Source organism: Candidatus Polarisedimenticolaceae bacterium, from assembly GCA_036275915.1.
Lineage (GTDB): Bacteria > Acidobacteriota > Polarisedimenticolia > Polarisedimenticolales > DASRJG01 > DASRJG01.
Map to the genome: position 1 here is coordinate 688171 of DASUCV010000004.1, position 25825 is coordinate 713995.

Sequence of the window (25825 nt, forward strand, 5' to 3'; positions counted from 1 at the left end):
GACCCGTGCCTGGGAATCCCGGACCGCTGGGGAGTCCTACCCCGCTTCGTAAACTTAGTCCGATTACGAAAGCGGTCAAGGAAAGCCCGGAAAGGGCTGAGGACGGCTAGCGGGACGGCCGCGCGTTCTCGACGATCATGTCCGGAATCCCGTCCTCGATCGCGTAGAGGCGGGCGCACGCATCGCAGACCAGCCCGTCTTCCGCCGGCAGCAGGCGGAGCGTCCCCTTGCAGGCCGGACAACGGAGCATCTCCTTGAGCCGAGCGTCGAGTGTCATGAGCGCTGTATACAACGAACGACGGCCGCGACGCAAAACCCCCAACCTATACTGCGCCGATGCTCGGCATCCGCGCGTTGGACGAGCGCCTCCGCGAAGGCGGCCGCGGGCTGACGGTCCTCGTCATCCGGCTCGGGGCGATGGGCGACATCGTGCGCACGCTCCCCGCGGTCCGGCTCGTGCGCTTCGCGCTCCCCGACGCCAGGATCTGCTGGGTCGCCTGGGAGCCCTGGACCGAGATCATCGAAGCGAACGAGGAGATCGACGAGGTCGTCCACCTTCCTCGCGGCCGCCTGCGCCGCCTGGTCCGTTCCCCGGGAGGCTGGCCCGGCGCCGCGAACCTCACGCGCGAGCTCTTGGGGCGCGTGCGCGGCCTCCACGCCGACCTGGTCCTCGATTTTCACGGCGACTTGCGGGCCGGTCTCATCGGCCGCTGGTCGGGGGCGGACGTGCGGCTGGGGTACGCGGGCCACCAGCAGAAGGAGGGCAACAGGCTGTTCACGACCCATCGCGTCCCGCCGGGCGACCGGCGCACGCCGCGGATGGAGCGGAACCTCGACCTCGTGCGCGCGCTCGGCTTCCCCGTCCGTCCGGTTCCCGACGCAGGTCTCTCGATCCCTCGTTCCGATGCGCGTGCGGCCGCCGACATCGCGGCCGCTTTACCGGGCGCGCCGCGCCCTTACGCGGTTCTCGGTCCCGGCGCGAGTGTGCGCCAGGCGTACAAGAAGCCGCCCGCGGCGCTCTTCGCGGCCGCCGCCGCGGCGCTCGAGCGGAGCGGCGTGGTGCCGGTCGTCGCGGCCGGGCCGGGCGAGGAAGACGACGCGCGCGCGGTCGCCGCGGCGGCCGGCGGGCGCGTATCGATCGCGCCCGCGACGTCGCTCCTCACGCTCGCCGCGCTGCTACGCGGTGCGAAGCTCTTCGTGGGCGGCGACACCGGACCCCTCCACCTCGCGTGCGGGGTCGGCTGCCCAGTCGTCGGCCTGTACGGGCCGACCGATCCGCTCGTGAACTCGCCTTGGAACGTCCCGTTCGCGGCGCTCTCCCCGCCGGGCAGGACCTACACCGGCATCAAGGCGAAGGATCGTGTCGCCGGCGGCTTCGATGGACTCGCTCCGGAAGTGGTCGGACCGGCCGTCGGCGAAGTCCTCGCCGTCCGTGCCTAGTCGTCGAGCGCGTCGAGGAGGAACCGGATCTCGGCGGCGAGACCGTCGTGCCCGTTCGCGAGCGCGACGTCGATCCCACGCCGGTAGGCGTCGGCCGCTGCCGCACGCTCGCCGGTCCGCTCGCGGCAAAGACCCAGGCTCTTGAGCGCCGCTCCTTCGTCGCCCGGGGCGAGTGCCACGTAAGCCTCGTACTGGGCCGCAGCTTCCGGGAACGCCTCGATTCGGAACAGCTCGTGCGCGAGGAAGTAACGGGCGCGCGGGTCGTCCGGCATCTTGGCCACCATCGCCTTCAGTGCCTCGAGGCGGGATCCCTTCGTCATGTTCCGGTGATCCTCCAGCGCGCACGGTGAGCGGCGAGCGCGAGCCGCCCGACGGCGCGCCCGCGCTCGAGCCTGGCGCGCAAGCTCGCGTCGTCCCCGGCATAGAGCTCGTACCAGAGGGGCTCGGAGCCGGGGCCGAGCGCTCCGGCGCACCCCGTGATCTTCGCGCACGAGCGCTCGAGCCGGCGAATCGCCGCCTGCCGCTCCGCGAACGGCGCCCCTCCGTCGAGGAAGCGCGCGCGATCGAAGTCGATGATCGCGACCGCAGTCTCGCGGACGAGCACGTTGCCGAGATTGAGGTCCGGGTGGATGACGCCGTGGTCGTGCATCGCGCGCACCGCGGCGAGCGCCGCCGCGAGCGCGTGCTCGTCGAGCGTCCCGCGGCGGGCGCGCGACCCCATGTCCTCGAACCCGTCGAGCTCGCGTACGGCGAAGAATCCGCGCGCCATGCGTCCGGGGCCGAGGGTGACGAGGAGCGCGACCGCCGCCGCCGTCGGCACGCCGCGGGCGGCGGCCTCGACGGTCGCGCGCAAGATCGAGACCGGTCGTGAAACGCCCGGGTACCGGTCACGCCACATCGCTCCCAGAACGCCTCCGCGTCCGAGCGCTTTGAGGCGCCAATCCCCGAGGATGGCTGTTCCGCGGCGCCCTCCCGCGACGGGAGCGGAAAGCGCACGCTCCCACGTCTCTTCGCGGTCGAGACCGGCGCCGAGGACGGCGGTCAGCGCTGCCGAGTCCGCGTAGAGCGCCCGTCTCTCGTCGTCACGTCGCGTGAAGCCGGCGGGCGGCTCGGGCCACCCGCCGCTCACCGCGCCTTCTCCGGTTTGTTCCGCGACGCGAGCCAGGCGAACGCGATGCCCAGGAGGTAGAGCACGATCATCGGCGCGGCGAAGATCGACATCGTGAGCGCGTCGCCCGAGGGGGTGACGACCGCCGCGACGATCGCGATGACCATGATGGCGATGCGGAAGTGCCGCCAGAGGAAGCCCGGCGTGATGATGCCGAACCGGGCGAGGATGAGGATGACGACCGGCATCTCGAACACGGCGCCGGCCCCGAGCAGCATCTTGTTCTCGAACTCGAACGCCGATTCCAGCGTGAGCTGCGCCTTGAACTGTCCGCCGAGCGAGAGGAGCCAGCTCGCGCACGCCGGCAGCGCGACGTAGTAGCCGAACGCGCCGCCCGCCAGGAAGAACGCCGTGCCGAGCACGATGAAGACGACGCCTGCGCGCCGCTCCCCCCGGTAGAGCCCCGGCGCGACGAACCCCCAGAGCTGCCAGAGGATGATCGGCGCCGCGAGGAAGAGCGCCCCGATCGCCGAGGCCTTCATGTAGACCATGAACGGCTCGGTGAGCGAGATGAAGATGATGTCACCTCCCGCGAACATGTGCTGCTTGATCGGCCGCATGAGGAACTCGAGGATGCGGTCGGAGACGAACCAGCAGAGCGCCATGAGCGCGAGGTAGACGATGGCGATGCGGAACAGCCTCGACCTCAGCTCGTCGAGGTGCTCCAGGAACCCCATCGATTTCTCAGTGGACGGTGTCGGGTCCGCCATCGCTCGCCGCCGGAGAGGCTTCGGGTTTGGCTCCGGTTTCCGGAGCCTCCGTCGTTTCCGGCGCTTTCCGGGAATCCTCGGGAGTAAGGGTCGTCGCGGCGACGACGTCGGCGATCATTCCGCGCGCGAGCGTGTCGGGCCGCGCCGTGCTCTCGATCGCGCGCTTGGTCTCCTTGAGCGAGTCGAGCTCGACCTCGCGCTCGAGGCTCGTCTTGAACTCGTTCGTCGCGCGGCGGAAATCGGCCATCGCTTTGCCCAGAGTCCGGCCGATTTCGGGGAGCCTTCGCGGTCCGAAGAGGAGGAGCGCGATGACGAAAAGGAGGATGACCTCGGAGCCGCCCAGAGAGCCGAACACGATCCGGAGGCTATCCTCGGGCAAGGAGGGTGTCAAGAAACGTCGGTGCGAAGCGGATTGACTCGAAGTCATTGCCGCGGGTAGGACGTCACCCTATACTTTTGTGGCTCCCAACCTAAGGAGTGATGGAGTAAACCAGATGAGCCGATCGACGCGCGGTACAGTCGGATGGACCGTCCTCTTTCTCGGTGGAGGTTGCCTGCTGGGCGGGCTGCTCTCCGGCCGTGCGGTGGCCGACGCGGACAAGGCCGCCGCCCCCGTGCGAACGTTCGGACACATCCTCGCCCTCGTCGAGGACGACTCGGTGGCGAAGGCCAAGCCCGAGGAGCTCGTCGAGGACGCGATCCAGGGGATGCTGCACACGCTCGATCCCCACAGCAATTACCTGAACCGCGAGGCCTATTCGGAGATGCGCGACGAGCAGCGCGGCATGTTCTACGGCCTCGGTATCCAGATCAGCAAGCGCGGCCCCGACAAGCCGCTCACGATCATCGCGCCGATCGACGGAACCCCCGCCGCGAAGGCCGGTCTCCAGCCGGGCGACGTCATCGCCAAGATCGAAGGCCAGGACACGAGCGGCCTCACCGTGCAAGACGCGGTGCGCAAGCTCAAGGGCGAGAAGGGCACGAAGGTCACGATCACGATCCAGCGCCCCGGCGAAGACGCCGCGTTCGACGTGTCGCTCATGCGCGACGAGATCCCGACGCACAGCATCGCGCACGCGTTCATGGTGAAGCCGAATGTCGGATTGATCCGCATCTCGAACTTCACGAGCACGACGACCGCCGAGCTCGACGACGCGATCGGCAAGCTCAAGACGCAGGGGATGACGCGGCTGATCATCGACCTCCGCAGCAACCCCGGCGGCCTGCTCGATCAGGCGGTGGGCGTCGCGAGCCGGTTCATCCCCGAGGGCAAGCTCGTCGTCTACACGCGCGGGCGCATCGCCGGGTCCGATCAGGACTACACGGCGAAGGGCGACCACCGCACGGAGGCCCCGCTCGTCGTGCTCGTCGATCACAGCTCGGCCTCCGCGAGCGAGATCGTCTCGGGCTGCATCCAGGATCACGACCGCGGCCTCGTCGTCGGCGAGACGACGTTCGGCAAGGGCCTCGTCCAGCGTGTCTACCCGCTGCGCGACGGCGGGGCGCTCGCGCTCACGACGGCGAAGTACTACACGCCGTCGGGCCGCCTCATCCAGCGCGATTACTCCGCCGATCTCGACGACTACTTCCTCGAAGGCGAGCTGGGCGACGACAACGCGCCCGCTCCCAACCCCGAGACGACGAGCCGCGAGGTGCGGCGCACCGACTCCGGCCGCACGGTCTTCGGCGGCGGCGGGATCACGCCCGACTACACGGTCCACGGCGAGAAGGAGCCGCTCGTCCTCTCGAAGATGCGCCGGGACAATCTCTTCTTCGACTACGCGGTCAAGTACGTCGCCGCGCACCCGGATCTCAAGCCCGGATTCGCCGCCGACGACACTATCGTGAACGACTTCCGCACGTTCCTCGGAGCGCACCAGTTCAAGTACGAGCCGGCGCAGCTCGAGGCCGCGCGCGCTCCGATGGAGCTTCGCCTGCGCTCGCAGATCGCCCGCGTGAAGTGGGGCGCCGAGGCGGAGAGCAAGGTCCTGGCGGAAGGCGACTCGCAGATCCAGAAGGCGCTCACCGTCTTCGACGAGGCGGCGAAGCTCGCCCAGGCCGGCGAGCTCGGCCGCCGCGAGAAGGAAGAGAAGGGCCAGGACAAGCCGCCGGTCGAGCTGAAGGCGTCGTCTCCGTCGAGCTAGTCCTCGATCATCGCGAGCTTCGCCGAGAGAGGCGCTCGATGGAAGCGTCTCAGCGTCTCGAGCCGTCTTCCGGCGGGCTCGCGCTCCAGGCCCCGGAGGAAGCGGATCGCGAAGCGCGCGGCGTCGTCGTAGCGCGCCTTCGTACCCGGGCTCTCGTGCTCCTCACGGTATTCCCGCTTGTGGAAGAGGTGGTGGCGGAGCCAGACGCGGCGTCCGGCGCCCGCGTCCGGCCGCTGCCGCGCCAGGACGTGCGACAGCACGAGGTCCTTGCTCACGTTGGCCTGCAGCTCCAGCTCGAGGAGCGTGACGGGTCGGCCTTCGTGGAATCTCTCCGCGGCGACGAGCAGGTGATCGATCTCCTCGACGAGCACCGCGAAGGCGTCGACGTTCCGGTCGGTGAGAGCCCGCTGTGGCGGATGCGCCTCGAGGTGGCGGATCATCGCGTCGGGAAAGTAGATGCACGCGCGCAGGCCCGGCCCCGACTCGCGGAGGAGGAGCCGCCCTCCCTCCCCTTCGGAGCGCGCGACGGCGAGGTGCTCGCCGTAGAGCGTCTTGAAGCCGGCGTCGCCGATGACATAGCGGCCGACCGGCAAGAGCGGGGCGCGAAGCGCGTAGGTCCGCCTCAGGCTCCCCGCGATCGCGTCGACGAGCGTCGTCATCCGCGGCGGTCCTCCGGCTCGTAGACGAACGCCCCGTCCCTGAAGGCGATCCTCAGGCTCGCGTAGTCGAGGCGCGCGCGGACGTGCGCCAGAACCTCGCGGCGCACCTCGTTCGGGTCGAACGGGCGCGCGTGCTCGCGCAGGCCGCGGAGCCACTGGACGAGCGAATCGCGGTCCCCCGCACGGCGGCGGTCGTCCTGGCGGATCCGCTGCGAGATCGCGACGTTGCAGACGCTCTCGAGCGTCGCCGCGAGGCGGCGCGCACCCGAGACCGGCGAGAAGCCGCGGTCGAGAAGCTCCCGGCGGGCGGATCCGTCGAGGTGGAGGGTGAGGTCGTGGACGTCGCGGTAGCGCCGCGCGATCCGCTCGAACTCGAGATCCAGGATGCGCTCGGCGCTCGCTTCGGTGAGACGGCCGAAGTGGATGAGCCGCACGCGATTCACGAACTCCGGCGAGAGCGCGCGCCTCAGGTCCGAACGGACATCGGCGTCCGCGGAGGCCTGCCGGCTCCCGTCGTCGGCGTAGCCGATCGGGTTCCCACGCTGCTGCTGCTCGCTGTAGCCGAGGTTCGACGTGAAGAAGATGAGCGCGTTCGCGAAGTTGAGGACACGGCCTTTGTTGTCGGTCGTCGTTCCGCGGTCCAGGATCGAGAGGAAGAACGTCCGGAGCTGCGGGTGCGCCTTCTCGACCTCGTCCACGAGGATGATCGCGACCGGCGACTTCGACGCCCGCTCGTGGAACGCCGCGAGCAAGCCTTCCTCGTCCGAGCGGATGAATCCGCGGGTCGCCCCGCGCAGCTCGTTGATGTCCGACGGGTAGGTGTAGTTCGGTCCCTCGATCGTGAGCGTCGGGACGTCGACCCGCCACGCGCCCTCGAGGACGCGCCCCAGGCACTCGACGAGGTGGTTCTTCCCGACACCGGTCGGACCGACGAGGAAGTAACCGGGAGGCTTCCGCAGGTCGCGCGTACCGGACGCGGCGAGCGTGAACTCGTCGGCGAGCGCCGACACCGCCGCCTCCTGGTCGACGATCATCGCGTTCAGGGCGTCCCGCAGCTTGTCGATGTCGAGCGCCGCGAAGAGCAGCATCCGCTCGTAGGCCGAAAGCAGCTCGTCCCGCGTGAAGAGCGCGCCGTCCTCGGCGCCGCCGCGCGCCGAGGCGGCGTAGTCGACGATCGGAGACTCGGGAGCCGTCTCCCGGACGGCATCGGCGACCGCGGCCATGAGCGGCACGTTCGTCTTGAGATCGATCGTCGGCGCCGGACGCTCGGGCGCCTCGCCGTGGAGGGTACGCAGGATCTCGGCGTAGAGCGGGAACCGGTCGGCACACTGGTGGAGGAAGCCGACCTCGTCCTCGAGCGGGAGCATGAGGAGCTTGTTCTGCTTGAAGAAGTCACGCAGGCGGCGGTCTTCCGCGAGGAGCTCCAGCGCCTCGCCGGCGGCACGATAGGCTCGAGAGCCCAGCTCGCCGAGCTCGTAGCCTTTGACGCGCCGCAAGCCGAGGAATCCGAAATCGAACAGGGCCTTGTCACCGACGACGCGAACGTCCTCGGGGAGGCGGCGGATGCGATAGAGAACCTCGCCGCTCCCGCGCCGCTGCTCCTCGATGAGCTGCCCGACGAGCGACGAGAGCAGCGCCCGGTCCGGCTGCATGATCCTCGCGATCCGGTCCTCCGAGTAGACGTCGGTCAGAAGGAGCGAGCACCCGGTGAGAACGCGGACGAGGTGCTTGAGCTCGAGCCCGTCGACGCCTCGTGCTCCCGTCGCGAGGCGGGCCACTTCGCGCAGCCGCTCCTCGAGCGTCTCGGCGTCGAGCGCCTCGATCGTTCGCTTACGAGCGCCTTCGTCCATCGGCTCCCTCCCGGGATCGGCTGCCCTCTCGGGTCGCATTCAATGTAGGTGCCACGACCCTCGCGTGGGCGCAATGCCGAATAGAAGGCCGATCACCCCCACTGACTCGGTGGGATTTTTCGCAGGGCGCGTTCCGGCTGCCTTGACACCCTTCTGGGGCGATCCTAAGATGCTGGCACTCGCGGGCAACGAGTGCTAACGAGCGTCCCTAATATATGTATTTTAAGTAAGTTAACGGTCATTCGGAGGTTCTGAGAGCCATGAAGATGAAGCCGCTGTACGACCGGATTCTCGTCAAGAGGATCGAAGAGAAGGAACAGAAGAAGGGTTCGATCATCATCCCCGACACCGCGAAGGAAAAGCCGATGGAAGGCAAGGTCATCGCGGTGGGCGCCGGCGCCGTGAACAAGGAAGGCAAGCGGACTCCGCTCGAGGTCAAGGTCGGCGACCGGGTGCTCTTCGGCAAGTACGCGGGCACCGAGATCAAGATCGACGACGACGAGCACGTCATCCTCCGTGAGGACGAAGTCCTCGGCATCCTCGAGTAACGCCTCTCTATCCCTTTCCGGCGATCCGACGCGATCGCTTCTTTGGAGGTTCTAAACCACATGTCTGCGAAGAACATCAGCTACGCCGAGGACGCCCGTCAGGCGATGCTCCGCGGCGTCAACAAGCTCGCCGATGCCGTGAAGATCACCCTCGGCCCCAAGGGCCGCAACGTCGTGCTCGAGAAGAAGTTCGGATCGCCGCTGTCCACCAAGGACGGCGTCTCGGTCGCGAAGGAGATCGAGCTCGAGGACGCGCGCGAGAACATGGGCGCGCAGCTCGTCCGTGAGGTCGCGTCCAAGACGAGCGACGTCGCCGGCGACGGCACGACCACCGCGACCGTGCTCGCGCAGGCGATCTTCCGCGAAGGCGTGAAGGCCGTCACCGCGGGATCGAATCCGATGGACATCAAGCGCGGGATCGAAAAGGCCGTCGAGACCGCGACCACCGAGATCAAGAAGCTCAGCAAGCCGGTCGCCGGCAAGGCGATCGCGCAGGTGGGCACGATCTCGGCGAACAGCGACGAGTCGATCGGCGAGATCATCGCCCAGGCGATGGAGAAGGTCGGCAAGGACGGCGTCATCACCGTCGAGGAGGCCAAGGGCCTCGAGACCTCGCTCGAGGTCGTCGAGGGGATGCAGTTCGACCGCGGCTACCTCTCCCCGTACTTCGTCACCGATCCGGAGCGGATGGAAGTCGCCCTCGAGGACGCCTACATCCTCATCCACGAGAAGAAGATCTCCTCGATGAAGGACCTGCTCCCGCTCCTCGAGCAGGTCGCGAAGAGCGGCAAGCCGCTCCTCATCTGCGCCGAGGACGTCGAGGGCGAGGCGCTCGCGACGCTCGTCGTCAACAAGCTCCGCGGGACGCTCCACGCCGCCGCCGTCAAGGCGCCGGGCTTCGGCGATCGCCGCAAGGCGATGCTCGAGGACATCGCGATCCTCACCGCCGGAAAGTGCATCACCGAGGACCTCGGCATCCGTCTCGAGAACGTCAAGCTCGAGGACCTCGGCCGCGCCAAGAAGATCGTCATCGACAAGGAAAACACGACGATCGTCGAGGGCGCCGGCAAGTCGAAGGCGATCGAGGGCCGCGTCAAGCAGATCCGCACCCAGATCGACGAGACGACCTCCGACTACGACCGCGAGAAGCTCCAGGAGCGGCTCGCCAAGCTCGTCGGCGGCGTCGCGGTGATCAAGGTCGGCGCGGCCACCGAGTCCGAGATGAAGGAGAAGAAGGCGCGCGTGGAAGACGCCATGCACGCCACCAAGGCGGCCGTCGAGGAGGGCATCGTCCCCGGCGGCGGCGTCGCTCTCGTCCGCGCCACCGCGGCGCTCGACGAGCTCGCCAAGAAGGAAGACAAGAACAACCACGACATCGCGATCGGCATCAAGATCGTGAAGCGCGCCCTCGAGGAGCCGGTCCGGCAGATCGCGAACAACGCCGGCTACGAGGGCTCGGTGATCGTGAACCAGGTCAAGGGCCTCGAGGACGACAAGGCCAAGGGCGCCAACTGGGGCTTCGATGCCCAGAACGAGAAGTTCGTGAACATGCACGATGCGGGGATCATCGATCCCACCAAGGTCGTGCGCTCGGCCCTCCAGAACGCCGCGTCGATCGCGAGCCTCATGCTCACGACCGAGGCGCTCATCAACGAGATCCCCGAAGAGAAGAAGGCCATGGCCGCGCCCGGCATGGGCGGCGGGATGGGCGGCGACTTCTGATCGCGAGCGGGTGCGATGAGCGCCCGTTGACATAGACTCCACGCCCGGCCCTTCGGGGCCGGGCGTTTTTTTTGGAGCCTGCTTGGTCCCCTCGCACGATCGCGCCCGCGTCCTCGCCGCGCTGACCCTCATCCAGATCTTCTTCGGGGTCCACTACCTGGCCGGCAAGTACGTCCTCCGCGAGATCACGCCGCGTGCCTGGGTCGTCCTCCGGATCGTCGGCGCGGCGATCGTCCTGCTCGCCGTCGTACGCCTCCTCGGCCGGCGACTGCCGAGAGCGCCGCGCGACCTCGCCCTGCTCGCCGTCTTTTCGATCTTCGGCGTCGCCGTCAACCAGGTCTGCTTCGTCGAGGGGCTCGCGCGCACGACGGTGACCCACTCGGCGATCATGAACACGTTGATCCCGGCGTGGACTCTGCTCTTCGCCGTGCTCCTCGGCCGCGAGCGCATGACGACGCCCAAAGCGCTCTCCCTCGTCCTCGCAATCGGCGGCGTCTTCCTCGTCATCCGGCCCGAGCGCGCCTCGTTCTCGTCGGAAACGTTCGTCGGCGATCTCCTGACGATGACGAACTCGCTGTCGTACTCCTTCTTCCTCGTCATCTCGAAGCGGACCATGCACCGCGTCGACGCCGTCGGCGCGACCGCGCTGATGTTCGTGTTCGGGGCGGTCCCGATCGCTCTCTACGGCGCCGGCGCGCTCGTTACGACACCGTTCGCGACGATCTCATGGACGGCGTGGGCCTGGGCCGCGTTCATCGTCCTCTTCCCGACTGCCGGCGCGTACGTCCTGATCTCCTGGACGCTCGCCCGCGCCGAGGCGTCGCTCGTCGCCCTCTTCGTCTATCTCCAGCCGCTCATCGCCGCGTTCCTCGGCGTCGTCTTCCAGAACGAGATCCTGACGCTCCGCACGGTCATGGGCGCGGCGCTGATCTTCGCAGGCGTCTATCTCGCTCTGGGCACACCGCGTTTGTCCGGTCTACGCCGGGCCGCGCCCGCGAACTAACCAGAGGGGACAGCTTCCGAAACTCGAAGTGCTCGAGTTTCGGAAGCTGTCCCCTCTGGTTATTCCCCTAGAGCGATGCGGGCGAGGAGCTCGGTGCCGATCGGGAGCGCCGCCTCGTCGATGTCGAAGCGCGGCGAGTGGTGCGGTGCCGTGATTCCCGCCTCCGCGTTTCCCGCGCCGATGAACGTGAAGGCGCCGGGCACGCGCTCGAGGAAGTAGGCGAAATCCTCGGCGGCGGCCATGGGGTCGGGCTCGATGACCTTTCCGTGTCCGACGACGGCAGACGCGTGGCGGCGCACGCGCTCGACCGCCGCCGGATCGTTGACGACCGCCGGGTAACCCTCGTGGAGCGTGTACTCGAGCGTGCAGCCCCCCGCACGCGCGGCGCCCTCGAGGATTTCCTTCACGCGCCGCCGCAGCGTCTCGCGGACGCCGCTCTCGAAGCTGCGCAGCGTTCCGTTCATGCTCGCTGTGTCCGGGATGACGTTGGCGGCGGTCCCCGCGTGCAGCGCGCCCACGGTCACGACGGCGGGCTGCACCGGATCGACCGACCGCGAGACCACCGTCTGGAGCGAGAGGATCGCCGACGCCGCGGCGACGATCGGATCGATCGCCTTGTGCGGAAGGGCGCCATGGCCGCCGTGACCGCGGAGGGTCGCCTCGAACTCGTCCTGGGCCGCCATCGTGGGACCGGGACGGACCTGGATCGTCCCGACGGGGAATTGGGACCAGAGGTGGAGGCCGTACGCCTCCGCGACCCCGTGCTCGTCGAGGATCCCCTCCCGGATCATCGCTTCGGCGCCACCGAACCCTTCCTCGCCGGGCTGGAAACAGAAGACGACGTCGCGCGTCAGGCGCTCGCGCTCGGCGGCGAGGACCGCCGCCGCGCCGAGAAGCATCGCCATGTGACCGTCGTGCCCGCAGGCGTGCATCTTTCCCGGCTGTGAGGAGCCGTAGGGACGCCCGGCCGTCTCCTCGATCGGGAGCGCGTCCATGTCGGCCCGCAGGAGGACCGGACGTGCCGAGGGCGCCTTCGCCTTCAAGACCGCGACGATCCCAGTCTTGGCGACACCCGTCCGGACCGCCAGGTCGAATCCTCGGAGGCACCGTGCGACGTAGCGCCCGGTCTCGTGCTCCTCGAACCCCAGCTCGGGGCACCTGTGGAGATCCCGTCGCCAGCCGACGATCGCCGGCTCCAACTCCCCCACGCGGCGCTTCAACGCGTCGGTCATCGCGGCCCTCCCGCCGCGCATTCTATAATTCGTCGTCCCCCTGGAGAGAAACGTGAGCGTCCTGACACGCCGGATTCGCATCGGTCACAGCCCCGACCCCGACGACGCGTTCATGTATTACGCGATCGCTCGGTCGCTCGTCGATACCGGCGGCCACGCGATCGAGCAGGTGCTCGAGGACATCGAGAGCCTGAACCGGCGGGCGCTCGTGGGCGAGCTCGAGGTGACCGCGGTCTCGATCCACGCTTACGCTCACCTCGCCGATCGGTACGCGCTCATGTCGTGCGGCGCCTCGATGGGTGACGGCTACGGGCCGATCGTCGTCGCGAAGGAACCGCTCGATCCGGCGGGCCTCGCCGGGGTCACGGTCGCGATCCCGGGAACGCTCACCTCGGCGTACCTTGCGCTGCGCCTGTTCACGGGGCGCGAGTTCCCCTTCGTCGTCGTTCCATTCGACCAGATCCTCGACGCCGTGACGTCCGGACAGGCGGGTGCCGGGCTCGTGATCCACGAGGGGCAGCTCACCTACGCCGCCGCCGGCCTGAAAAAGGTCCTCGACCTCGGAGCCTGGTGGAAGGAAACGCACGACGGACTCCCCCTCCCGCTCGGCGGGAACGCGGTGCGCAAGGATCTCGGCGCCGGCACGATGCGCTCGCTGACGGCGATGTACCGCGGCTCGATCGCCTACGCGCTCGCACACCGCGGAGAGGCGCTGGCTTACGCGAAGGATTTCGGCCGCGGCCTGAGCGATCCGCTCAACGATCGGTTCGTCGGGATGTACGTGAACGATCTCACCCTCGACTACGGCGAGCGCGGGCGCCGTGCGATCCGCGCGTTCCTCGACGAGGGGGCCGCGGCCGGTCTCGTCCCCTCTCTCCCGGCCGTCGACTTCGTCGGGTGAGCGAGCCGATGGATCCATACGATCGCCTCGGTGCCGCCCTCACCCGCTGCGGGGTCGTCGACGACACGCCGCTGGCGCGCCTCGTCGCGACGGGGCCCGACATTCTCGACCTCCTCCACCGGCTCGGCACGGGGGACGTGAAGGCGCTCGCCCCCGGTGACGGGCGGCTCACCGTCCTCACGAGCGCCAAGGGACGGATCGTCGAGCGTCTCTTCGTCCATCATCTCGGGCCCGAAGGCGTCCTCATCGTGGGCAGCCCCGGCGCCGCGGAGCGGATCCTCGGTCACCTCCGCAAGTTCACCTTCGCGGAGCGCCTCGATGTCGTCGACCGTACGCCGTCGACCTGTGCGTTCACCGTCGTCGGACCCGAGTGGCGCGCGGCGGCGCTCGCCGCCAATCTTCCCGAGATCGTCCCCTACGGCGCCGCGCCGTTCACGATCGGCGCGGCCGCCGTCCACGTCATCCGGACGAACGGGTTCGACGCGAACGGCGTGATGATCGTCGGCACGCGGGACGACGCCGGGACGATCCTGGCGCTCGTGCGCGAGGCCGCGGAGTCCGTGGGCGGCGCGGTGCTCGACCCGTCCTCGTACGAGGCGTGGCGCATCATCAACGGCCTTCCCGCGATGGGCGCCGAGTTGACGGAAGAGCGGAACCCGCTCGAGGCCGGCCTTCGCGACGCCGTGAGCTTCACGAAGGGGTGCTACGTCGGACAGGAAGTCATCGCCCGCCTGAACACCTACGACAAGGTCTCCCGCGAGCTCCTCCGCCTCGAGCTGCCGCCAGGCGCACCGATGCCGGCCCGGGGAGCGATCGTGCGGTGGGACGGGAGGGACGTGGGGGCGATTACGAGCGCCGCCCAGGTCCCCGGCCGCGACTTCGTCGTCGCGATCGCCTATGTGAAGTCGCGCGAGCTGCCGCCCGGGACCGGCGTGGTGACCGTCGATGCCGGACAGAGCGAGCCCACTCTCGCCCGGATCAATCGCTGAGAAGGGCGCCGAGGTGCGCGACGGCCGACGAGGCGAGCGCCTCGAGATCGTAGCCGCCCTCGAGGATCGACACGAGCCGGCCGCCGGCATGACGCTCGGCGATCCCGCGCACGACGCGCGTCGCGGCGACGAACGCCTCGGTCGTCACCGCGAGCCCCCCGAGCGGGTCGGCGCGGTGGGCGTCGAAGCCCGCCGAGACGAGCACGAAGTCGGGACGGTACTCGTCCATCGCGGGAACGAGCCGTTCGGTGAGCGCCGCGAGGAACGGCGCGTCGCCGTCTCCCGGGCGGAGCGGAACGTTGAGCGTCGCGCCGAGGCCGGCGCTCCGGCCCCGCTCGGTCGCATGGCCGGTGCCGGGGTAGAGCGGCATCTGGTGCGACGAGTAGTAGAAGACCGCCGGATCGTCCTCGAACAGGTGCTGCGTGCCGTTGCCGTGGTGGACGTCCCAGTCGACGACGAGGACGCGCTTCACCCCACAGGTCGCGCGGAGCATCGCCGCGGCGACGGCGACATTGTTGAAGAGGCAGAACCCCATGGCGAGGTCGCGCTCGGCGTGGTGGCCCGGAGGACGGACCACCGCGAAACCGGCGTCGAGCCGGCCGAGGGCGACCTCGCGCGCCAGCGCCGCCACGGATCCCGCGGCGAGCCGGGCGACGGCGGCGCTCTCGGGCCCGATCGCCGTGTCCATCGAATCGAGGAGTCGCGCTCCGGAGGCCGCCGATGCGTCGACGCGCCGCACATGCGCGGGATCGTGAACGCGGATCAGCGTTTCGTCGTCCGCTGCGACCGGCGCGATCGTCATGCAGCGCTCGTCCAGGCGCGCGGCGGCGAGGGCGCGTCGAATCGCGGCGGTCCGCGCGGGACGCTCGGGGTGCCCCGGGCCGGTGTCGTGGCGCTCGAAGACGGGGTCTGAGACGAGGCCGATCCGGCGCATCCCCGGCTCGCCGGCGGTCAGTGGGTGCGGGACTGGACGTCGAAGCCGCTGAAACCTTCCGTGACCGGGACGTCCGAGGGGATGTCGACCTTGTACATCCCCGCGGCCAGCTCGGGGTTCAACCGCGTGTTGACGAAACGGATCTCTCGCTCGTTCCCGTCCTTCCCCATGTAGTCGATCCTCTGGGGCAGGAGCGTGGCCGTGTCGACCCAGAGCTTGACCTCGTCGACGCTCTTCTTGACCCGGCGCTTCTTCGGGGTGAGCACGAGGAGATACGAGCCCTTCATCTCGGGATCCGGGGCGCCGAGGGCGATCCCGTAGAACTTGCCGAGGTCCTTCGAGCCCTGACCGAGACCGAAGAACCGGAAGAGCTGCTCGCTCCAGCGCTTGATGTCGCGCTTCTCGGCGCGCTTACGCTCCGGGAAGTAGCCGGTGTACTGCCCCTCGGAGACGACGAACCGCATCGGCTCGGGGGACGTGTACTCCCACCGGACCGAGTCGGGCTTGGTCAGATAGAACGCGCCGCGCGCCACCATCGGCTGCTTGAGGAGAGAGTTCCGCGTGGTCTGGACGAACTCGGCCGACAGGGTGTGGATCTGAGCCTGAACGGCGTCGAAACGGTTCAGGACGGCGTCGAGATCTTCCTGGGGCGCCGTGGCCGAAGCCGGCGGCGGCGCATGAGGCTTTTCCTTCGCCCACGCGGTTCCGAGAGAGAGACCGAGGGCCAGCACCCCCGCCGTCACACGCTGATTCATCCGCGTCTCCTGACTCGCTGCGAAACTACCAGCGTGCTCAGCGGGCGTCAAGAATCCTGCCGAAGCCTATAATTTCGCCTTCCTTCGAGGGGTCTCGCATGCGAGTTTCGGCTTTGACGTGGTTCGTCGCCTGTTGCACCGCGCTGTTGTTCGCCTGTCCCAAGGCCCCGCCATCCGGCACCGCGGCCGCATCGGCGTCCACGTCGGCAGCCGCGCCCGCGGCCCCGACACCGCCGGCACCGCCGGCAGCGCCCGCCGAGCCGTTGCCGCCACCGGATGCCGCGACGCTGACGCGCGCGAAGATCCTGCGCGCCGCCGACCGCCGCGTGGTGGACGACGACCTGCGCGCGGCCCTCGGCGACGACGATCCAGCTCTTCGCGCCGCGGCGGTCCTGGCACTCGGCCAGATCGGGTTGCCGGCCTCCGCAGCGGACGCCGCGCACGCCGCGGCCGATCCGGTGCCGCACGTGCGCGCCGTCGCCGCCTTCTCCCTGGGACTCATCGCGCAACCGTCGAGCGTCGCCGACCTCACACGGCTCGCCGCCGACTCCGACACCGGCGTGCGCGCGGCCGCGGCGGAAGCGCTCGGCCGCCTCCACGACGCGTCGAGCACGGCGACGGTCCGCACCCTCCTCGGCGACCCCGCTTCCGACGTCCGCGCCGCCGCCGCGCTCGCCGCCTGGAAGCTCCCCGATGCGGAGCCGGTCCTGGACCCGCTTCTCACGGCACTGACGTCGGACGACATCGGGTTCCGCCGCAACGCCGCCTACGCGCTCGCCCGGCTCGCGTCATCGGGGATCGTGCCGGCGTCGTCGGGCGCCGCGGTCGGACACATCACCGACGCCTCCCGGGCACGGATCCGCAAGGAGCTCGGCATTCACGTCAGCGACCCCGATGCCGAGGTGCGCATGCAGGCCGCACGCGGCCTCTCGTTCCCGCAGACCCCCGAGGAGCTCGCGATCGTCGGGGCCCTCTCCGGCGACGGCGAGCCGCGGGTCCGCGTCAACGCGGTGCGGGCTCTCGGATTCCCCGGCGTGCCGGTCATGCCGTACCTCAACCGCGCGGCCACCGACAAGGACTTCCACGTCTCTCGAGCGGCGCTCGAGTCGTTCGGGAAGGTCGGAGGCGCCCAGGCCGCCGAACGGCTCAACGAGATCGTGATGAAGCTCAACGGGAGCTGGCTCCGGCAGGCGGCGCTGACCTCCTTGACTCAGGCCGACCCTCGATCGGCGGAGACCATCGTGAAGGGCATGCTCGACAACCCCGATCCGCTCATGCGCGCCACCGCGGCGGCGATCCTCGTCGGGCATCACGATCCGTGGGCGATTCACGACGTCGCCGCGCTCATGGGCGATCCCGCGCCCCAGGTTGCCGCGGCGGCGATCCCGCTCATCGCTGCGACCGAGGGACCGCTCAAGAAGCAGATCGCATCGTTCTTCACCGCTCCCGATCCGGTCGTGCGGGCCGCCGCGGCGGAAGCGGTCGGGACACGCTTCGAGAAGATCGCGAAGGAGCCTCCGCCCGAGGTCAAGCCACCGGCCGAGGTCAAGCCGCCGAAGCCGACGGTGCCGTCGAAGACGTCCCTGCCGCCCAAGAGAGAGGTCGCCCCACCCGCACCGCCGAAAGAGAAGGAGCCCGCGGAGACGCGGGCCGACCTCTTCGCCGACCTCGAGACACTGTGGGGGACTTCGGCGAAGGACTCGATCCCGGACGCGAAGCTCGCGGTCCTCGACGCCGCGGCGAAAGCGGGAAAGGACGACGCCACGCGCGCCGCGCTCGCCCGCGGCCTCGGCGACCCCGACGTCCTCGTCCGGCGCCGCGCGGCGGAGCGGATCAAGGACGTCTACGGCGAGGACCATACGTCCGACATCGGGCCGTACACCGAAAAGCCGCTCGAGGACTACGTCAAGGTCGTGCAGTGGTCGAAGAAGCCGCACGCGGCCGTCTTCACGATGCAGCGGATCGACTCCCTCCCGGGTCGATTCGTGGTCGCGCTCGACGCCGACGCCGCACCGATGACGGCGTTCAATTTCGCGCAGCTCGCGAACCGCAAGTTCTTCGATGGCCGCATCGTTCACCGCGTCGTTCCCAACTTCGTCGTCCAGGACGGCGATCCGCGCGGCGACGGCTTCGGCGGGCCAGGCTATGCGATCCGCGACGAGTGGAACCCCCTCGCCTACACGGAGGGTGTCGTCGGAATGGCGTCGGACGGGAAGGACACTGCGGGGAGCCAGTGGTTCGTCACGCTGTCGGCGCAGCCGCACCTCGACGGGCGCTACACCTCGTTCGGCCTCGTGACCCAGGGGATGAAGCAGATCGTCGCGCAGATCATGCCGGCGGACGTCGTGGTCTCGGTACGGATCGTCGAGGGGGACGGAACCGCGGCACCCTAGGAGTGCGACGCGCGGGCGGCCTCGGCTTCCTCGATGGCGTCGCGGTGCACGCGATTCCTGATCTCGAGCCAGACCGCCTCGTCGATCGAGAGGAACGCCGACGCGACCTCGGGGTCGAACTGCGTGCCGGAGAACTTTCGGATCTCGTCGCGCGCGGCCTGGATCGACAGCGCCGCACGGTACGGCCGGTCGGAGGTCATCGCGTCGAAGGTGTCGACGGCGGCGAAGATCCGCGCTCCGAGCGGGATCGCGTCCCCGCGAAGACTCCTCGGGTAGCCCGTGCCGTCGAAGCGCTCCTGGTGGCAGTGGACGATGTCGAGAGCCGGGGCGAGGAAGCGGATGTGCTTGAGCATCCGGTAGCCCATCTCGGGATGGCGCTTCATCTCCTCCCACTCCGCCGCGTCGAGCTTCCCCGGCTTCAGCAGGATGGCGTCCGAGACGCCGATCTTCCCGACGTCGTGCAGGATCGCGCCGCGGCGGATCCAGGTCAGCTCGGGCTCGCCGACCCCCATCGTGCGCGCGACGATCACCGCGTACTCGACGACGCGCCGTGAGTGGCCCATCGTCTCGTTGTCCCGGAAGTCGAGGGCGGTGATCATCGCTTCGAGGGTGCTCTCGTACGATTCCTCGAGCTCGCGCGTCCGCTCCTCGACCTTGCGCTCGAGGGTCTGCTGGTACTCGCGGTTCTCCTTGATGAGGCGACGCTTCTCGAGCGTGCGCTCGACGACGATCTGCACCTCCTCGAGGTTGAACGGTTTTCCGACGTAGTCGGCGGCGCCCTGCCGGATCGCGCCGATCGCGACGTCGAGGTCGACGACGCCCGTCACCATGACGACGTCGACGTCGGGGTCCCGCTCCTTGATGCGCTTCAGGAGGGAGAGGCCGCTTTCGCCCGGCATGTCGATGTCCGAGAGGACGAGGTCGACGCCGCCTGCGCGCACGAGCTCGAAAGCCTCGCCCGCGGAGCCGGCCTGCCGGACCTCGTAGCCGAACGACGTCAGCCCCTCCGCGAGCACGTCGCGGATCGAAGGCTCGTCGTCGGTGACGACGATGTGGGCGGGCCGGGTCACGGCGCGTAGTGTAAGTATTGAAGGGGAGCCGGGCAACCGCTCAGGTGACCTCGCGCCAGTCCCCTCCGGTCTTCTGATCGACCGCGAGCGGGACCCGCAGCGGGTGGACGTTCTCCATGGCCTCGCGCACGAGGGCCCGGGCCGTGTCGATCTCGTCCTCGGGCACCTCGAGCAGGAGCTCGTCGTGCACCTGGAGGAGCATGCGGGACCGGAGCCCGTTCTCGGCGAGCGCGCGGTCGACCCGCTGCATCGCCAGCTTCATGAGATCCGCCGCGGTCCCTTGGATCGTCGTGTTGACCGCCGCCCGAAGGGCCTGCTCGACCTCGCCGCGGTGGCCGCGGTTCCGGAGCGCCGGAAACGCCCGGAGACGCCCGAACAGTGTCCGGACCTGGCCCTCGCGCATCGCCTCGGTGCGGACCCCCTCGATGTACGCCTTGATGTTCTTGAAGCGGTCGAAGTAGGCCGCGATGAAGGCGCGCGCCTCGGGGCGCGTCATCCCCTGGTCGCGCGCGAGACGGGTCTCGGACATTCCATAGAGGATCCCGAAGTTGACCGCCTTGGCGCGCCGGCGCATGTCGTCGGTGACGGCGTCGGGCGCGACGCCGAACACCTTCGCCGCGGTGACGCGGTGGATGTCCTCCCCGGCCTGGAACGCGGCGGTGAGCCCCTCGTCCCCGCAGAGGTGGGCGAGGACGCGCAGCTCGACCTGAGAGTAGTCCGAAGCCAGGAACGTCCAGCCCGGCTCGGGGACGAACGCCGACCGGATCCGGAGACCGACCGGCGAGCGCGCCGGGATGTTCTGCAGGTTCGGATCGGACGACGACAGGCGCCCGGTCGCCGCTCCGGTCGGGTGGTACGACGTGTGGACGCGGCCGGTCTCGCGGTTGACGAGGCCCGGAAGGGTATCGACGTAGGTGCCCTTCAGCTTCGACAGCTCGCGGTACGCGAGGAGGCGCCGGGCGATCTCGTGCTCCTCGGCGAGCGCTTCCAGGGTCGACGCGTCCGTCGAGAACTCTCCGCTCTTCGCTGTCTTCTTGCCGGTCGCGAGCCCCAGGGAGCCGAACAGCACCTCGCGGAGCTGCTTGGGCGAGTCGACGTTGAACGGTCGGCCGGCGAGAGCGTGGATGCCGCGGCGCTCCTGGTCGAGCGCGACGTCCATCTCGCGGGACAGGGAGCGCAGCGCCTCGACGTCGATGCGGATCCCCGCTGCCTCCATCCGGATGAGGATCGGGAGGATCGGCCCGTCGATCGCCTTCCAGACCTCCTCGACGCCGGCCGACACGAGCTTGGGCGCAAGCACGTCGGCGAGACGCCGCGTGACGTCGGCGTCCTCGGCGGCGTACTGCGCGACGTGCTCGACCGAAACCTGGTCGAGCGTGATCTGCTTGGCCCCCGTGCCGACGAGCGACGTGTACTTGATCGTCTCGTGGCCGAGGTAGTACGCGGCGAGCGCATCCATGTTGAACGTTTGCCGGTCGGGCTCGAGGAGGAACGCCGCGACCATCGTATCGAGCACCCACCCTGCGACCTGCATCCCGTGGCGGCGTAGGACATGGCTGTCGTACTTGAGGTTCTGCCCCACCTTCTGGATCGACGGATCCGCGAGCAGCGGTGCGAGACGCAGTCGCACGTCGTCGAGGTCGAGCTGGTCGGGCACGCCGAGATAGGCGTGCCCGATCGGAATGTAGACCCCCTGGCGCGGTGCCCACGACAGCGACATCCCGACGAGCTTCGCCTGCATCGGATCGGTCGAGTTCGTCTCGGTGTCGACCGCGATCCGGCCAGCCGCGCGGCACGCGGCGACCGCGCGATCGAGATCGGCGAGGGTCATGATCGCGGTGTAGTCGGCCGCTCCCTCCGCGGCAGCGACCACCGCCGCTTCGACGGCTGCTTTCGGCGCGACATCGGAGAACTCCGCGGTGAGCGACCGGAACCCGAGCGTCTTGAACAGCGTCGCGAGATGCTCACGGTCGGGGGCGCCGACGCGCATCGTCTCCGGATCGAAGCTCACCGGAACGTTCCGATCGACGGTCGCCAGCTCGCGCGAGAGGAGCGCCTGCGGGGCGTTCTCCGAGATCGCCTGCCACGTCCGCCGCTGCGAGCCCTTGTCGAGATCCTTCAAGACCTTGACGAGCACCTTGCGGTCCTTGCCGGTGAGCTCCCCCGGAAACGACGCACGCTCGATCGCTTCACGCAGGCGCTTCGGGAGATCCGGATCGCGGTCGATCTCGAGGAGCGCCTTCGCAGCGTCGACGAAAGCGCCGCGCGGCGCATCGAGGGGGACCCCCTCGGCTTCGAGCGCCAGGAGCAGCGTGTCCCTCGCCGCGAACGCCGCAACGAACCGCTTCGCTCGCTCGAGGATCGCCTCCATGCCGCCGTGCGCTGCGATCAGGGAGAGCGCCGTCTTCTCCCCGACGCCGGGAACGCCGGGGATGTTGTCGACGGCGTCCCCCATCAGGCCCAGCACGTCGATCACGCGATCCGGCGGCGCGCCGAACTGCGCCGCCACGCCCGCCGCGTCGAGCCTCAGGTCCTTCGACGGGTTGAGCACCGTGATCCCGTCGCCGACGAGCTGGAGCAGGTCCTTGTCGGACGCCACGACGACGACCGGAAACCCAGCCTCGCTCGCGAGCCGAGCGTAGGTCGCGATGAGGTCGTCGGCCTCGTACCCCGGAAGCTCGAGCGCCGGGATGCGGAAGCCGTTGCAGACCTCCTTCGCGTAGTCGAACTGCGGCAGGAGATCGGCGGGGAGCGGCGGCCTCTGCGCCTTGTAGTCGGCAAAGCGATCGTGCCGGAAGGTCGGCCCCTCGAGATCCCACGCGACGCCGACGAACGCCGGCCTCTCTTCGTTGAGCAGCTTTCGCAGCATCGACGTGAAGCCGAAGACCGCGTTCGTCGGCAGCCCCTCGGCGTTCGAGAGGTTCCGGATGGCGAAGAACGCGCGGAAGAGCTGCGACGTCCCGTCGATGAGATAGACCGTGTCCACGGACCGGACAGTCTAGCGGAGGTCAGCCTCCGACCCGAGGACGAAGCGCTTGACGCCCGGGTGGTCGATGTCTTCGAAGGCGAGAAACCCGGGCCCGATCCGGGCAAGGGTTCTCTCACTCGCCCAAGTGGTTGTGCACTCCTCGGCCTCACTGCACGCCGGATTGATGGAGAACCACTTTCCTTCCGCCACCCTCAGAATGCCGTGTTCGGGGACGGTCCCTTCAGGATCGCCCGGATCGAGCGCCTTGCCGTGCCCGGGGGCCAGCTCGTGAGCGCTGAGATAGACGGCCTCGCCGAGAGGTGACACCTGAATGCGCACAGCCGCGTTGCGCCAAGCTCGGAGCGTGACGATCTTTCCATCGCTCCCCATCGATCGGAGACGTACGCGACTGCCCCCCGCACCCTCGTTCTCCAGCCAAACCAGGCGGTCTCCCGAAAGCCACTGCTCATCGTTCACCGATGAATCGACGACCCGGACCGATCCGGTCGCTAGGTCCGTCACGGCGATTCCACTTCGATCGGAGTGAAGATCCACCGTGGTCGCGGTGGTTCCGAGCTTCCCGCTGGGAGACAGCCCAGCCAACCAGCTCGCGAACTCGATCGGCTTTCCTGACGCATCGCTGATCGGTTCCCCGATTCGACGGAGGCCGGCCTCGATCGGGCGCAGGTGGTAACCGCGAATTCTTCGAACGCCCCCCGCATCGATGAGGTCGCCGCTCGTGCGCAGGAACAACCGGCCATCGTGCCGCGGCGCCGTGAAGGCCGCCCATTCGGATTGGACCAAGCCGAGTGACCGCCAGGAGTCATTGCTCAAGGGATTCGCCGCCAGGACCTCATAGGTGTGGCCGTTCGGCGTCGTGTTACGGGTGATGAGGACCACTACAGCCCGATCGACCCAGCCGACCGCCATCACGGGCTCGTCGCCCGGAGTGCCGATGGAACGTTCGAGCCGTCCCGTCGAAGCCTGTCGCAGCTCGATCCTATCGCGCTTCGTCTCTCCTCCGAGCGGTGCGGACCAGGTGAGAATCGCGACGAGGTCTCCTTCGGGTTGGAACGCGACGTCACGGAATGGAGGCGGCACGAACCCCGTTTTTCGCGAGGACGCGAGATCGACGAGCCATCCGCCGCCGCCGCCGTACTCTGACGACGAGCCGACGAACGCAGATCGTCCTTGTCGATCGAGCTCGATGGCATGCCAACCCCGAGCCGCTCGCGCCCTTACTGAGACCGGCGCGACAACGACGAAGAGACCACCGATCAAGGCCAATGTTGATCCCGTCGTGAGGAGGCCGCGCTTTACCCGACCTCGTCCTGCCGGCTCTCCTCGGCAAGAGGCCGTCCACGAGGCGACGACGTAGGCCGGCAGAAGCAGCACGGGCAACACGAGGCCCAGAGGGACGGGGCCGATCGTCGCGTGGGGAAACCCCGCGATGAGTTGAGCCGCGAGGAGTGCCGGCAGTGCGCCGAGAACGGCCCCGCCGAGGACCGCGGCCATCGGCGAGGCGATGAGAGATGCCGCGATCAATCCACCGAGCATCGCGAGCGCGGCAACCGCGGGACCGGCGAGAATCGATTGGGTCCAGCGCTCCCAACCTTGGGACGGCGCGGCGGACACTTTGGCGATGAGAGAACCTAGACCCGCGGTCACAACGATGACGAAGACAAGGTTCACGGCCGCGGAGGCGATCCTTGCGCGCCACACGCTCGAGCGGGTGATCGGACGCTCGAGGAGGAACGACTCGGTCCCGGCGCTGCGGTCGCCGGCGATTGCCTGGGCCGCGCTCATAAGAGCGATGAGCGGCCACAGTGCGATGGCCATGGCGGTTGGAACGATTTCATAGAGCACATCGGCGGGTTGGTACCGGTCGATGCTCCCCGTCGGCAGCACGCCGCGCTTCGCCATCTCCGCGCCGGCGAGGAACGCAAGGGGTAACAAGACGCCGATCGCGATCCCACCCCAGCGCACCAGCGCGAGCTGACGCCATTCCTTCCAGAAGAGCGCTCTAAACATGGGCGGCCTCCGGCGCGCGCTCGCCGCGCAGGAGCGCGACGAGGATTTCTTCGAGAGGAAGGGGCTCGACGGTGATGTCGCGCGCGCCGAGCCTTCGTAATGAGGCTTCCAGCTCCCCGTCGGTCGCCTCCGCGGTCACGGTGAGAACGCGCCCGTCGGCCTGGACGTCGAGCCATCCGCCTTGCGTGGTCCGCGGCGCGTCGTCGTCAAAGACGGCGCGGGCGCGCTTGATCCCGGCTTTCAGCGTCTCGAGCTCGCCCGCGAGCCGGATCTTTCCGCCGTCGAGGACGACGATGCGATCGGCGACGCGCTCGACGTCGTGGACGAGATGCGAGGCGTAGATGACGGAGCCGCCGGCGTCGGCGACCGACTGAAGGATGTTGTCGAGAACTTCGCGGCGGACGAGCGGATCGAGTCCCGCCGTCGGATCGTCGAGGAGAAGCAGCTCAGGCCGAGCCGCGACGGCGAGAAGAAGCGCGACCTTCGCGCGCGTTCCACGTGAAAGGGTCTTGATCTTCTTCGTGGGATCGAGGTCGAGATCATTCGACAACCGTGAGGCGATCGAAGGATCCCAGCGCGGATGGAGGCGCGACGCGAACGCGACGATCTCGGCGATCGTCATCCACGGATAGAGCGCGGACTCTTCTGAGAGAAGCGCGGCACGCGTTCTCACTTCCAGACCTTGCGTGACCGGGTCGAGCCCGAGCGTTCGAACGCGGCCGGTGTCGGGCCAGAGCGTGCCGAGGGCGAGGCGGAGCGCCGTCGTCTTGCCGGCGCCGTTCCTTCCGATGAGGCCGAGGACGGCGCCGGGCGGCACGTCGAAGACGACGCCGTCGAGCGCCGTGGTCTTGCCGAAGCGGCGCGTGACCTTCTCGAAGACGACGGCCGGGTCGCTCATGCGGACTCCTTCCCCGCCTCTCGTCGCGAGCGGGCGAAGTGCTCGATCTTCCGATGGAGACGCCAGCCGAGCTCCTCGTCGGGAATGCCGAGCGCGTGGGCCTCGACGAGGAGCGTGTCGAGCGCGGCGTCGATCGCGGCGTCACGCTCCTTCTTGCCCATCGACGGCGCGCCGTCGGCGATGAACGTCCCCTGCCCCACGCGCGTCCTCACCACGCCGTCCCGCTCGAGCTCGGCGATCGCACGTGCCGCGGTGTTCCGGTTGACGCGCGCCCGCGTCCCGAGCTCGCGCACGGTGAGGAAGCGGTCGCCGGGCTTGAGGGCGCCCAGGGCGACGAGACGCCTCACCTGCTCCACGATCTGCAGGTAGAGCGGAACGGGACTCTGGGGGTCGAGGTCGGGAATCATGCG

23 protein-coding genes are annotated in these 25825 nt (G+C 69.0%); 8 read left to right on the forward strand and 15 right to left on the reverse strand.

Translation table 11 applies throughout. The features are described 5' to 3' along the window. Positions 1–106 precede the first annotated feature (106 nt). Positions 107–277 (reverse strand): Trm112 family protein, encoded by a 171-nt coding sequence (locus VFV19_05310; protein HEX4823706.1) that lies wholly within the window; start codon positions 275–277, stop codon positions 107–109. A 59-nt stretch (positions 278–336) separates the two neighbouring features. Here VFV19_05310 and VFV19_05315 point away from each other — a divergent pair, with 59 nt between their 5' ends. After that, positions 337–1440 (forward strand): glycosyltransferase family 9 protein, encoded by a 1104-nt coding sequence (locus VFV19_05315; protein HEX4823707.1) that lies wholly within the window; start codon positions 337–339, stop codon positions 1438–1440. On the opposite strand, the gene VFV19_05320 is transcribed toward VFV19_05315, so the two are convergent. From VFV19_05320 to VFV19_05335, 4 genes are read right to left on the reverse strand one after another with little or no spacing between them, the layout of a single operon-like run. Continuing rightward, on the reverse strand, positions 1437–1760 hold the full coding sequence (locus VFV19_05320; GenBank protein ID HEX4823708.1) for a hypothetical protein: 324 nt from the start codon (positions 1758–1760) through the stop codon (positions 1437–1439). The two genes, VFV19_05315 and VFV19_05320, sit on opposite strands and share 4 nt — an antisense overlap. Beyond that, positions 1757–2569: a lipopolysaccharide kinase InaA family protein gene (locus VFV19_05325; GenBank protein ID HEX4823709.1), complete on the reverse strand. Its 813-nt coding sequence runs from the start codon at positions 2567–2569 to the stop codon at positions 1757–1759. Before VFV19_05325 ends, VFV19_05320 begins: the two co-directional genes overlap by 4 nt. Then, positions 2566–3318 (reverse strand): twin-arginine translocase subunit TatC, encoded by a 753-nt coding sequence (tatC, locus tag VFV19_05330; protein HEX4823710.1) that lies wholly within the window; start codon positions 3316–3318, stop codon positions 2566–2568. The genes VFV19_05325 and tatC overlap by 4 nt, the downstream gene beginning before the upstream one ends. After that, positions 3293–3673, reverse strand: a complete 381-nt coding sequence (locus VFV19_05335; GenBank protein HEX4823711.1) for a twin-arginine translocase TatA/TatE family subunit — start codon at positions 3671–3673, stop codon at positions 3293–3295. The genes tatC and VFV19_05335 overlap by 26 nt, the downstream gene beginning before the upstream one ends. A 139-nt stretch (positions 3674–3812) precedes the next feature. Here VFV19_05335 and VFV19_05340 point away from each other — a divergent pair, with 139 nt between their 5' ends. Continuing rightward, entirely contained in the window at positions 3813–5462 is a 1650-nt protein-coding gene (locus VFV19_05340; GenBank protein ID HEX4823712.1) for a S41 family peptidase, read from the forward strand. Here VFV19_05340 and VFV19_05345 read toward each other — a convergent pair. After that, complete coding sequence (locus VFV19_05345) at positions 5459–6121, reverse strand: hypothetical protein (GenBank protein HEX4823713.1); 663 nt, start codon at positions 6119–6121, stop codon at positions 5459–5461. The genes VFV19_05340 and VFV19_05345 overlap by 4 nt on opposite strands. Further along, positions 6118–7971: an AAA family ATPase gene (locus VFV19_05350; GenBank protein HEX4823714.1), complete on the reverse strand. Its 1854-nt coding sequence runs from the start codon at positions 7969–7971 to the stop codon at positions 6118–6120. The genes VFV19_05345 and VFV19_05350 overlap by 4 nt, the downstream gene beginning before the upstream one ends. Before the next feature lie 260 nt (positions 7972–8231). Between VFV19_05350 and VFV19_05355 the strand changes: the two genes are divergently transcribed. From VFV19_05355 to VFV19_05365, 3 genes are all read left to right on the forward strand, one after another. Beyond that, positions 8232–8519, forward strand: a complete 288-nt coding sequence (locus tag VFV19_05355) for a co-chaperone GroES (GenBank protein HEX4823715.1) — start codon at positions 8232–8234, stop codon at positions 8517–8519. 60 nt (positions 8520–8579) lie between these two features. After that, positions 8580–10241, forward strand: a complete 1662-nt coding sequence (groL, locus tag VFV19_05360; GenBank protein ID HEX4823716.1) for a chaperonin GroEL — start codon at positions 8580–8582, stop codon at positions 10239–10241. A gap of 82 nt (positions 10242–10323) precedes the next feature. After that, complete coding sequence (locus VFV19_05365) at positions 10324–11244, forward strand: DMT family transporter (protein ID HEX4823717.1); 921 nt, start codon at positions 10324–10326, stop codon at positions 11242–11244. Between the two features lie 59 nt (positions 11245–11303). Here VFV19_05365 and VFV19_05370 read toward each other — a convergent pair whose 3' ends face one another. Beyond that, positions 11304–12476, reverse strand: coding sequence for an amidohydrolase (locus tag VFV19_05370; GenBank protein HEX4823718.1), 1173 nt, complete (start codon positions 12474–12476; stop codon positions 11304–11306). Between the two features lie 52 nt (positions 12477–12528). On the opposite strand from VFV19_05370, the gene VFV19_05375 reads away from it, so the two are divergent. Together VFV19_05375 and VFV19_05380 are read left to right on the forward strand one after the other, a co-directional pair. Further along, the gene (locus tag VFV19_05375) at positions 12529–13377 is read left to right on the forward strand and encodes an MqnA/MqnD/SBP family protein (protein ID HEX4823719.1); all 849 of its coding nucleotides are present in this window, start codon (positions 12529–12531) and stop codon (positions 13375–13377) included. Continuing rightward, positions 13374–14366, forward strand: a complete 993-nt coding sequence (locus tag VFV19_05380; protein HEX4823720.1) for a hypothetical protein — start codon at positions 13374–13376, stop codon at positions 14364–14366. Before VFV19_05375 ends, VFV19_05380 begins: the two co-directional genes overlap by 4 nt. On the opposite strand, the gene VFV19_05385 is transcribed toward VFV19_05380, so the two are convergent. Further along, positions 14356–15300, reverse strand: a complete 945-nt coding sequence (locus VFV19_05385) for a histone deacetylase (GenBank protein HEX4823721.1) — start codon at positions 15298–15300, stop codon at positions 14356–14358. The genes VFV19_05380 and VFV19_05385 overlap by 11 nt on opposite strands. Before the next feature lie 17 nt (positions 15301–15317). Further along, on the reverse strand, positions 15318–16055 hold the full coding sequence (locus tag VFV19_05390) for an outer membrane lipoprotein carrier protein LolA (protein HEX4823722.1): 738 nt from the start codon (positions 16053–16055) through the stop codon (positions 15318–15320). A 98-nt stretch (positions 16056–16153) separates the two neighbouring features. On the opposite strand from VFV19_05390, the gene VFV19_05395 reads away from it, so the two are divergent. Next, entirely contained in the window at positions 16154–18448 is a 2295-nt protein-coding gene (locus VFV19_05395; protein ID HEX4823723.1) for a HEAT repeat domain-containing protein, read from the forward strand. Here VFV19_05395 and VFV19_05400 read toward each other — a convergent pair. From VFV19_05400 to VFV19_05420, 5 genes are read right to left on the reverse strand one after another with little or no spacing between them, the layout of a single operon-like run. Further along, entirely contained in the window at positions 18445–19518 is a 1074-nt protein-coding gene (locus tag VFV19_05400) for an HD domain-containing phosphohydrolase (protein HEX4823724.1), read from the reverse strand. The genes VFV19_05395 and VFV19_05400 overlap by 4 nt on opposite strands. Before the next feature lie 40 nt (positions 19519–19558). Further along, a complete protein-coding gene (polA, locus tag VFV19_05405; protein ID HEX4823725.1) occupies positions 19559–22504 on the reverse strand; it encodes a DNA polymerase I in 2946 nt (981 codons plus the stop codon). A 12-nt stretch (positions 22505–22516) separates the two neighbouring features. Beyond that, complete coding sequence (locus VFV19_05410) at positions 22517–24517, reverse strand: ABC transporter permease subunit (protein HEX4823726.1); 2001 nt, start codon at positions 24515–24517, stop codon at positions 22517–22519. After that, positions 24510–25415 carry an ABC transporter ATP-binding protein gene (locus VFV19_05415; protein ID HEX4823727.1) on the reverse strand — a complete coding sequence of 302 codons (906 nt, stop codon included), beginning with the start codon at positions 25413–25415 and terminating at the stop codon, positions 24510–24512. Before VFV19_05415 ends, VFV19_05410 begins: the two co-directional genes overlap by 8 nt. Then, on the reverse strand, positions 25412–25822 hold the full coding sequence (locus VFV19_05420; GenBank protein ID HEX4823728.1) for a GntR family transcriptional regulator: 411 nt from the start codon (positions 25820–25822) through the stop codon (positions 25412–25414). Before VFV19_05420 ends, VFV19_05415 begins: the two co-directional genes overlap by 4 nt. Between the last annotated feature and the right edge of the window lie 3 nt (positions 25823–25825).